At 44.1% G+C, this 10,583-nt stretch carries 8 protein-coding genes and 1 other annotated feature; all 8 genes read left to right on the forward strand.

The features are described 5' to 3' along the window. The first annotated feature begins 2 nt into the window (after positions 1-2). The 8 genes from HMPREF0083_RS21685 (at position 3) to HMPREF0083_RS27525 (ending at position 10,311) form a co-directional block, all read left to right on the forward strand. Complete coding sequence (locus HMPREF0083_RS21685; protein WP_021623971.1) at positions 3-884, forward strand: DMT family transporter; 882 nt, start codon at positions 3-5, stop codon at positions 882-884. A gap of 397 nt (positions 885-1,281) precedes the next feature. Continuing rightward, positions 1,282-2,796, forward strand: a complete 1,515-nt coding sequence (locus HMPREF0083_RS21690; RefSeq protein WP_040304368.1) for a class I adenylate-forming enzyme family protein — start codon at positions 1,282-1,284, stop codon at positions 2,794-2,796. Between the two features lie 159 nt (positions 2,797-2,955). Further along, positions 2,956-5,043, forward strand: a complete 2,088-nt coding sequence (locus HMPREF0083_RS21695) for a sigma-54-dependent Fis family transcriptional regulator (RefSeq protein WP_040304370.1) — start codon at positions 2,956-2,958, stop codon at positions 5,041-5,043. A gap of 156 nt (positions 5,044-5,199) precedes the next feature. After that, complete coding sequence (locus HMPREF0083_RS21700) at positions 5,200-6,345, forward strand: acyl-CoA dehydrogenase family protein (protein WP_040304373.1); 1,146 nt, start codon at positions 5,200-5,202, stop codon at positions 6,343-6,345. Between the two features lie 20 nt (positions 6,346-6,365). Continuing rightward, positions 6,366-7,547, forward strand: a complete 1,182-nt coding sequence (locus HMPREF0083_RS21705; protein WP_021623975.1) for a thiolase family protein — start codon at positions 6,366-6,368, stop codon at positions 7,545-7,547. A gap of 380 nt (positions 7,548-7,927) precedes the next feature. After that, positions 7,928-8,182: a binding site (T-box leader), on the forward strand. Positions 8,183-8,287: 105 nt separating this feature from the next. Then, positions 8,288-9,274, forward strand: a complete 987-nt coding sequence (gene trpS, locus HMPREF0083_RS21710; protein WP_021623976.1) for a tryptophan--tRNA ligase — start codon at positions 8,288-8,290, stop codon at positions 9,272-9,274. Positions 9,275-9,299: 25 nt separating this feature from the next. Beyond that, a complete protein-coding gene (locus HMPREF0083_RS28355) occupies positions 9,300-9,563 on the forward strand; it encodes a hypothetical protein (protein ID WP_148316037.1) in 264 nt (87 codons plus the stop codon). A gap of 112 nt (positions 9,564-9,675) precedes the next feature. Then, the gene (locus HMPREF0083_RS27525) at positions 9,676-10,311 is read left to right on the forward strand and encodes a C40 family peptidase (RefSeq protein ID WP_021623978.1); all 636 of its coding nucleotides are present in this window, start codon (positions 9,676-9,678) and stop codon (positions 10,309-10,311) included. The last annotated feature ends 272 nt before the right edge of the window (positions 10,312-10,583 follow it).

Genomic DNA, 10,583 nt, shown 5'->3' on the forward strand with positions numbered 1-10,583 from the left:
GAATGAAATCACCGCTTATTTCTTACATAACTTTATTTTTTGGTGTATTTGCTTTATCTACTTCAGCCATCTTCGTAAAATTAGCAGATGCACCCGCGACAATTACGGCATTCTATCGGATGTTTTTTGCAGCAGTAATGCTTTTGCCGTTTTTATTAGTAAATAAAAAAAACCGACAAGAATTACGTTTGTTGTCGAAAAAACAATGGGGATTCGGGTTATTATCAGGCGTGTTTCTAGCAGCCCACTATGTATTGTGGTTTCAGTCGTTAAATTACACATCTGTGGCAAGCTCGACGGTCATCGTGACATTACAGCCACTCTTTTCAATAATCGGAGGCTATTTTCTGTTTAAAGAGCGCTTTAGTAAAGGGGCTGTAATGGGTTGTCTTGTAGCGATTGCCGGGAGTATTGTCATTGGATGGCAAGATTTTCAAATTAGTGGACAGGCGCTATTCGGCGATATACTTGCTTTTGTTGCGGCAGGCGTCATTACAGCTTATTTCTTTGTTGGCCAGCATGTTCGTAAAATGTTATCTCTTGTTCCGTATTCAATTATTGGTTATGCGAGCAGCGCATTGTTTTTAAGTATACTTTCCTTTAGCCAGCAAGTATCCTTCGTTAATTATTCTTCACAAACATGGTGGTCCTTTATTGGATTAGCGTTTATTGCAACGATTTTAGGACAAACGATTTTCAATTGGCTGCTGAAATGGCTAAGTACCTCAGTTATTTCAATGGGGATATTAGGAGAGACGATTGGAACCTGTATTCTTGCTTATTTCATTTTGGATGAGGTTATTTCTTTACAACAGGGTATCGGTATTTTGCTTATTTTAATCGGTCTAGCATTATTTTTACTAAAACAAAGAAAGAGCGAATAATAGGAAGAATACAAATGTTAAGATAGAGGGGAAATGAGAAGACCATCTCGAAGCATATGGCAAGCTGTGGGATGAAGTACAACTGACTCAATTCAATGTCTGTTATCAGGACGCTTTTTGTTCTAGCGTATGTCTGTATTTCATACAATCTCTTTATATTTTCGCAAGGGTGTTGATTATCTAGTACGATCCAGAGTGGATCGTCACCACACCGTGCCCCTTCTTTTTTCCGAATCTCCTCCTTCCAACCACCTGAACTTTTGTTACTACGTCAAGTGAATTCTATATAGACTGGCATGCTATTTGCTTTACAAAATATCAGAGGAAAGAGAAGTATTGAAAGGAGCAGGGGCAATTAATAGTTAAGCGCTTACAAATCGGTTGGAGGGGAATGTATATGTTACTTTCAGATATATTACAACAGTACGCTGTGAGTCAGCCAGATCGAACAGTTACGGTTTTTCAAGAATGTGAGACAAGCTATCAGCGCATGCAGGAGAACTGTCAGAGTCTTGGAGGCTATTTCCACAGGCAGGGGCTCGTTCAGGGGGATGTTGTTGCTCTATTGCTTAATAACTCGGATAAGTTTGTGACATGCTATTTTGCATGCCAACTGGCCGGGCTAGTTGTCCTTCCAATTAATACTCGACTTGCTCCCCCAGAAATTGAATACATTTTGAATCATTCTGAAGCCCGTCTGCTTGTGTATGAGCAGGAGCTGTCAGGTATGGTAGAACAGCTTATCCCGCGTGTACCGAACCTACAGCATTTCGTTCATGTAGGAGAAAGTGGTGGAGGATTTGAATTAACAGAGGCCATCAAGCTCGGAGGCGAGATTCCAAAGCTTCAGCAGCAGGAAGATGATACCGCTGTCATTTTTTATACATCCGGAACAACCGGGAAGCCGAAAGGAGTTATGCTGACGCACCGTAATTGCGTCGCCATTGCCTCCATTTGGCATGAGGCGCTTGGCATGCAGCAGGAAGATCGTGTCATGATTGTGACTCCCCTGTTCCATTGTGCAGCTTCTCATTGTTTCATGCTACCGACGATTTACGGGGGAGGTACGCTTGTCATTGAGCCGGGCTTTCATCCACAGGAAGCAGTTGAATCGCTTCAGAAGAATAATGTTTCCATTTTCTTTGGGGTTCCGGCTATGTATATGATTCTGTTAAACACGACAAGGATTGAAAGCATGGAAGCTCCGCATCTTCGCAAGTTTATGTATGGTGCAGCGCCGATGCCATATGAGTTAATTAGAAGAATTAAGCAGTTGTTCCCGCAGATTGAGGTGCAGAATCTGTACGGTCAGACAGAAAATTCGCCGGGTACATCCACATTAGGAGATGAACATGCATTAAGCAAAGCCGGATCGGTAGGAAAACCGCTGCCGCGCACCGAGGTACGTATTGTAGATGAAGAAGGGAATGAGGTGTCGCCAGGACAGGTTGGAGAAATTTCCATCAAGGGTAATCATGTTATGAAAGGTTACCTGAAAAATCCCGAAGCTACCGCGCTCGCGATACGGGACGGGTGGCTGTTAAGCGGGGATTTGGGCAAGTTTGATGAAGAAGGATTTCTGTATATTGTAGACCGCAAAAAGGATATGATTATTCGTGGCGGTGAAAATATCTATCCGATTGAAGTGGAGGAAGTATTATATGAGATGCTAGAAGTGCTCGAAGCAGCCGTAGTGGGTACTCCACATGAAGTATACGGTGAAATACCGAAGGCATGCGTGGTAGTAAAGCAAGGCTATTCACTGACAGAGGAGCAGGTGCTTGAGTTTTGCAGGGAGCGCCTAGCAAAGTATAAAATGCCAGCCCTCGTGGAGTTCGTAGATGTGTTGCCGCGAAATGCAAGCGGCAAAGTTTTAAAGACGGCGCTGCGTGGCGAAATCAAGTTTTCCTAATCAATAGAAGCAAAAAGTGCAAGAAAGCCGTTGGTCGTGAACTGACGGCTTTTGTCATTCGATTCCGAAAAGTAATAGGTACGTACATGAATTCTATTTTATAATAGGGTGTATACATATAATTCACGATTTCAATACATAGAATAGGTGTGATGGCATGTGATTCAACTACGAGAGATTATGACCCCTGTTACCGAATGTCTGAGTCGTGAAAGTACGCTGTATCAGGCAATCGACATTATGAAACGAAAAAAATGGAATGTTACCCCAGTAGTCAATCAAGCCGGGTGCCTGGTTGGTGTGTTTACGCGGAGTATTCTTTATCAAATGGTGCTGGATGGCCGTGAATTGCCTACCCCCATCGGTGCATATGTGAGAACAGATGTTGTAGCGTTCCCGGTTGATACACCGTACGCAATCATCGAAAAAGTTGTCGAAAACAGTAACGTGGGGTCAGGTATTGTGCTTGATGATGAGAAGAGGCCGATTGGTCTAATTACGTCCATTGATATTGCACTGACCCTTCTTCGTACAAGCTACTCCCTGCGGGAACAGCTCGAAACAATACTGACTACCTCACAGTTGGGAGCAGTCATGACCGACGAAAGAAACCGGGTTATTTTTGTAAATTCCCGATTTTGTGACATGCTGGGTTGTACAGATGAGGAGATGATCAAGAAAAACATACAGGATGTTATTCCTGGTATACATACAACTGAGTTGAAAGAGATAGAACATGATATCCATCGCCGACTGCAGATCGGAAGCCACAACGCCATCGTCCGTTTATCCAAATACAAGACAGTCAAAGGCCGGGAAGGATTCATCGTTCTGTTTCAGAATATTTCGGAAGCGGAGCAGATGGCCGAGGAGCTCGAATCAGTCAAGCGATGGAAGACACTGCTTCAGACGATTATTGATAAAGCGTACGACGGTATTGTGATGATTAACAAAAAAGGAAGTATATCGTTCTTAAGCCCGTCGCTCATTGAACTGTTCGAATTGGACAAATTCCAGGCGATTCATAAACCGATTGATGAGCTACTGCCCCAGCTCGCTCTGACACAAGTCGTGAAAAGCGGACTTGCTAATATAAGCGATTTTATGGAGGTAAACGGCATTCAGTATATTGTCCATCGTATCCCGATCTTTCAGGATCAGCAGGTGGTGGGCGCCATCGGAAAAATTATGTTCCGCCAGCTGCAGGAAGTACGAGAAAGCTTCAAGCGATTGGATAGTCATGAATCGAAAAATGGCGCGATCAAGCAGCAGCGGAGGCGATCGGAATCGTCCCGGTTTACGTTTGACGAAATCATTACGGGTGACTATCAGATGGAGAAGCTTGTCCGAAGTATAAGCAAAGCTGCAAAGGGACGTTCCACCATTTTGATCCGAGGGGAAAGCGGAACAGGTAAGGAGCTGTTCGCCCATGCAATTCACAGCGCAAGCCCACGTGATGAAAAGCCGTTTGTGACCGTGAACTGTGCCGCCATTCCAGAGCACCTGCTAGAATCTGAGTTTTTCGGCTATGATGAAGGCGCTTTTACGGGGGCTAGGCATAAAGGGAAGATTGGCAAATTCGATCTTGCACATGGCGGTACGCTGTTTCTTGATGAAGTGGGGGACATGTCTCTTCCGCTGCAGGCGAAGTTGTTACGTGTTCTACAGGAAGGGGAGTTCTACCGGGTCGGTGGGACGGATCGCATTCATGTCGATGTTCGCATTATTTCTGCGACGAACCGCCCACTTGAGGATATGGTAGAGAGCGGGCTGTTTCGAGAAGATTTGTTCTATCGCCTTAATGTTATTTCCTTTGAGATCCCACCCTTGCGCCTACGGAAAAGCGACATTCTTTTATTATGTGATTTATTTATTAAGGATTTAAATAAGATAAACGGAACGAGCATTATTGGTATTGATTCGGAGGCAGAGAAAGTGATGCTTATGTACGAATGGCCCGGCAATGTCCGGGAATTACGCAATGTGCTGGAGAGGGCGATGGTGTTTGCTGAGTCGGGCAAAATTCAGTTGGATGATCTGCCTGATTATGTGTTGAAAAAAACGTCTCTGCCATCCAGCGAGCCGCCTGTTTTGCAGCAAAATTTATTAAACAAGGCGGAACAGGATACCATCCAGCTGGCCCTGCAGAAAACAAACGGCAATAAGTCGAAAGCAGCCCGCCTACTCGGCATTAGCCGCTCTGTCCTCTATGAGAAACTAAAGAAATACGGGATGAACCGTCCGTAATCAGGACACTTTTTGTTTAAGCCCTGTCTTGATTCTCAACATTTTGTCCGAAAAATTGCAGGTGCCGCAGTGTAATATGGAATTTCAGGACTGGCATGGAACTTGCGTTATTTTAAGCAGGGAGAAGCACCATACACCATGTTTGGAGGGGTTCGTATGACCAGTCGATATATTCAGGAAGAGCATAAAATATTTCGCGATGCATTCCGTAAGTTTTTAGAAAAGGAAGCTTACCCCCATTATGATACATGGGAGAAAGACGGGATTATTCCACGCGAATTCTGGACTAAGATGGGGGAGAACGGCTTTCTGTGTCCGTGGCTTGATGAGAAATACGGGGGGCTAAATGCAGATTTTGCATACGAGGTCATTATTAACGAAGAATTAGAGCGCGTCGGATCAAGTTTGATTGGATTAGGACTGCACAATGATATTGTTGTTCCCTATTTGGATACATATGGGACAGAAGAACAGAAAGAGCGTTGGCTTCCGGGTTGCATCAGCGGTGAGTTGATTACAGCAATTGCCATGACCGAACCGGGCGCCGGCTCGGATCTGGCTGGAATCCGGACAGCAGCGGTGCGTGACGGGGACCACTATATTTTAAACGGGGAGAAAACCTTCATTACAAACGGTATTCATGCTGATCTAGCGGTCGTCGTATGCAAAACTGATCCTGCTGCCAAGCCTGCGTATAAAGGCATCAGCCTGCTCGTCGTAGAGCGCGGTACACCCGGATTCTCACGCGGCAAAAAACTGGATAAGGTAGGCCTGCGTAGCCAGGATACAGCCGAACTTATTTTTGATGATGCGTACGTTCCTGTGCAAAACCTGTTGGGTGAAGAAGGAAAAGGATTCTATTATCTGATGAATAAGCTGCAGCAGGAAAGACTGATTGTCGGAATTGCAGCGCAGATCGCAGCGGAGGAAATGCTGAAGCTGACAATTGAATATGTGCAAAATCGGAAAGCATTCGGGCAGTCAATCGGCAGCTTCCAGAATACTCGCTTCAAAATTGCAGAAATGGCAACACAGATCGAAATCGGCCGTACATTCCTGGATGATCTTATCATGAATCACATGGAAGGCAAAGACGTCGTTACACAGGTTTCCATGGCGAAATGGTGGCTGACCGACATGGCTAAACAGGTAGCATCAGAATGCATGCAGCTGCACGGCGGCTACGGCTATATGGAGGAATACGAAATTGCCCGCCGTTATCGCGATATTCCGGTAGCAGCTATTTATGCAGGCACAACCGAAATTATGAAGACGATCATTGCCAAAAATCTGGGACTATAAAAATAACGGAGGGAATTTTCATGCGCGATGTTGTAATTGTAAGTGGGATGCGGACACCGATTGGGGATTTTTTAGGGGCATTGAAAAGTTTGACTGCGGTAGAACTAGGCACTATTGCACTAAAAGCAGCGATTGAGAAAGCGGGTATTTCCGCTGAGCAAATCGAAGAAGTGCTTGCCGGCCATGTATACCAGGCCGGGTGCAAAGGAAATCCGGCCCGTCAGGTCGCACTCGGAGCGGGCTGCAACGTCGAAACAGTGGCAGCTACGATCAATCAGCAATGCCCGTCCTCGATGCGGGCAGCAGAAATTCTTGTGCAGGAGATTATGCTTGGTAAAATTGAGATTGGAGCGGCAGTAGGCTTTGAAAGTATGACGAACGTGCCGCACCTACTACACAAAGCCCGTGATGGCTTCCGCATGGGTGGCGGAGAAATTATCGATTCATTGCTGTATGATGCACTCATTGATCCTTACAACAATTATCACATGGGTGTAACAGCTGAAAACCTTGCTGAACAATATGGTATTTCCCGCGAAGAGCAGGACGCGCATGCGCTGCTCAGTCATCAGCGTGCTTGCCAGGCGATCAAAGAAGGAAAGTTCAGGGATGAAATCGTTCCGGTTGAAGTGAAGCTGAAAAAAGGAACGCGTATCATCGATATCGACGAGCACCCGAATGGTGAGACGAATCAGGATTCCCTGGCCAGATTGCGCCCGGTGTTCAAAAAGGATGGAACAGTCACAGCCGGCAATGCATCCAGTCTTAATGATGGAGCGGCTGCTCTTATTATTATGTCTAAAGATAAGGCAGAGGAGCTTGGTCTTAAGCCGCTTGCGCGCATCGTCGCAACGGCGTCCGCTGCGGTCGATCCAAAGGTAATGGGAATTGGCGTTGTTCCTGCGGTTGAACGTGCGCTGAAGTTTGCGAATAAGAGTCTTGATGACATTGACTATTGGGAGATCAACGAAGCATTTGCCGCCCAGTTCCTCGCGGTGAATCGAGAATTAAAGATCGATATTGAAAACGTAAACGCCAACGGTTCCGGTGTATCCCTTGGTCATCCAGTTGGCTCAACAGGTATTCGATTAATCGTGACAATGCTTAATGAAATGAAGCGCCGGGGTGTTCAGTATGGCTGCGCGTCTCTATGTGCAGGCGGCGGCCCTGCTGCGGCTATTATCGTGGAGGCGATTGACTAGCATAGAATATAAAAGATTCGCCTTGTTGGGAATGGATGTATGAGTACGCACCATTCCTGACAGGTGGATTTTTTTGTCGTATTAGAAAGTTTAAATTTGTTAAAGTAATAAAATTTTTTAGAGCTATATAAGGCATAAACACAACTTGTACCCAAAAAAGTATTCCTATCAATTAATTCAGATGTTGGTTATATCATATGCCTGAATAATGAAACGTTGTTTGATTCCGGGAAATTTAAGACAATGGGCAATTTGGCTTCCCGGACGGCAAAACGCCCGGAATGACGGTTAGTGGAATAACAAAATCATTTTGCAAGTTATTTTATTTGATTTTTTGACTATTTTCGCTTATTATATTATAAGATTAAAATATGAACGGATTAATGATGTAGAAGAAGAGCAAGTACGTATCAGATCATGAGGTTCAGAGAGTCGGTGGTTGCTGTGAACCGATCCTCACCTGATACCGAATGGGCTTCTGAGTCGCTTCGCTGAACAATAAGTAGGCGTCGCCGGGATTCTCTCTCCGTTATCAAGAGAGGAGTATCGTAGGGATTTTCACTTCTTACTGTACTTTAGAGTGAATCGCTTGTTGCGATTAAAAAAGGTGGTACCACGATAACCTCGTCCTTTACTGGGCGGGGTTTTTTGTATTTCTTGAAAGGGGGTGATGTCCATGGATGATGGTTGGTGGCTCTTAACATTAAATCAAAAAAGCCAAATCATGAGGAGGATCCTAAATGAAAGAACGCATATTAACAGGAGATCGGATTACAGGAAAACTTCACCTTGGACATTACGTTGGAAGCTTAAAAAACCGAGTGGAGTTGCAGAATCAATATGAAACTTACTTAATACTAGCAGATGTTCAAGCACTGACGACTCACTTTGAAAAACCGGAGTTGATTAAACAAAACTTGCGCAATGTGGCCTTGGATTATTTATCCGCAGGAATTAACCCTGATCAGGCAACTATTTTTGTTCAATCTTTGATTCCGGAGATTGCTGAATTAACCACTTATTTTTCCATGTTTGTGACGGTGAATTCTTTACGCCACAATCCTACAATTAAAGCGGAAGCCAAGGAACGTGGCTTTCAAGATATGTATTACGGGTTTCTTGGTTATCCTGTAAGTCAAACAGCAGATATTACCTTTTGTAAGGCGACGTTAGTTCCCGTAGGAGAGGATCAGCTTCCTCATATTGAACAAACCAGAAAAATCGTCCGTCGCTTTAATCAGCTCTATAAACCGGTGTTATTGGAACCAAAACCACTTGTCGGGGATGTTCCGCGACTGATCGGATTAGATGGAAACAATAAGATGAGTAAAAGCCTTGGAAATGCCATTTATTTGGATTCCACTCAAGAAGACGTCAATGAGAAGATAAAAAAAGCGACAACTGATCCTGCCCGAATTCATAAAACGGATCTCGGTCATCCTGAAATTTGTCCAATCTATGCATATCATCAAGCATTTCGTAAAGAAGGCTCCAATGAGATTTATGAAAGCTGTAAAAAGGGGCAAATCGGATGTATGGAATGCAAGCGAAAAATCACTCAAAGTATTAACGATTTATTAGAACCAATGAGGGAACGAAGAATCTTGTATCAAAATGATGCGAAAAGGGTCGATGAAATTCTTATGTCGGGTACAGAAAAAGTACGTCTTGTAGCAAAAGAAACAATGCAAGAGGTGCGTGAGGCAATGAGTATGAACTATTTCTGATTATCCATATATCGGAAGAAATAAGATGTACGCGTCGGCGTGTTCCCTCGTTTTTTCTCGCAAGGAAGAGATACGGTCACTTTGTGGTGCCAAGTCTGGACTGGCAAAACATCTGGGCTTCTCGGTGCGGGAGACGAACCGACACCCGTTTGGGACACGATGGGGTGGCTATCCACTCTGGAACGTACTGGATAATCAACACCCTTGTTATTCTGGCTTCAAATTGAACAAACTAGAAGCAGAAAAATGCAACCGCGCTTGCCAAACGATGTCTTTGCTTCCTAGATAAGGCCAACAGTTCCATAATGTTGCGTACAAAAAACCTCCATTATTATGGTAAAGTAGTAGGTCAAAGCCTGTTAATTTTCGCTGATACGTAAAGGCAAACGGAGGAGGTTTGTATGAAAAAACTGTATTGGTCTGCTTTGTGCGGCTTGCTTGGCTTGGTAAGCATGGGAGCGGGAACAGTCCACGCTGCCTCTTATTCGTCCTATAAAGTGAAATCAGGTGATACAGCCTATAAAATTTCACAAAGATACACCATCAGTCTTGCAAAGCTAAAAGAAATTAATCCTGGGATTGAAGATTTGAACCAGTTGTATTCTGGGCAAACATTAAATATTCCGAAAGCGGATGCTATTATTGCTTTGGGGAAAAACTATATAGGAACACCTTACGTTCTAGGAGCCAAACGATTTCAGGATAAAACCTTTGATTGCTCTTCTTTCGTACAATATTTATATGCTAAACAAGGAATTTCGTTAGGATGGAATTCACGTGAGCAAGCGAAGCAAGGCGTTGACGTTTCTTTTAAGGATATGAAGAAAGGGGACTTAATGTTCTTTGCTGATGAAGATTATCCGAATGAGACAGGCTTGAACAAGGTGCGCCATGTGGGTATTTATATGGGAGATGGAAAAATTCTTCATACGTATGAAGAAGGAACTGGAGTTATTGTTAGTGATTTATACAATGACCCGAAGGAAGGGGACTACTGGTATAAATACTTTTTGTTCGCAAAACGTATTATCCAATAAGGATAAAATCACATACAAAGAGCGTTATGTACTCCTGACAGGGTATGACGAAAAGGCATCCGATCATGCGGATGCCTTTTTTGTAGTGAACCAAGCGAGTCATGCTGTAAATTGGATGTTAGCGGCTGGATGCCTGACTTTTTCGCCTGGCCCATTACTGAGTAAATGAGTTTTTTAAGGCTTAGTCTTCGGAGGTACGAATTAATATATTACAACACACTTGTTGATTAACCATAATGTGGAAGAAAGAAGGTGCACGCGTCGGCGTGTTC

The organism is Aneurinibacillus aneurinilyticus ATCC 12856 (genome assembly GCF_000466385.1).
In the GTDB taxonomy this organism is placed as follows: Bacteria; Bacillota; Bacilli; order Aneurinibacillales; family Aneurinibacillaceae; genus Aneurinibacillus; species Aneurinibacillus aneurinilyticus.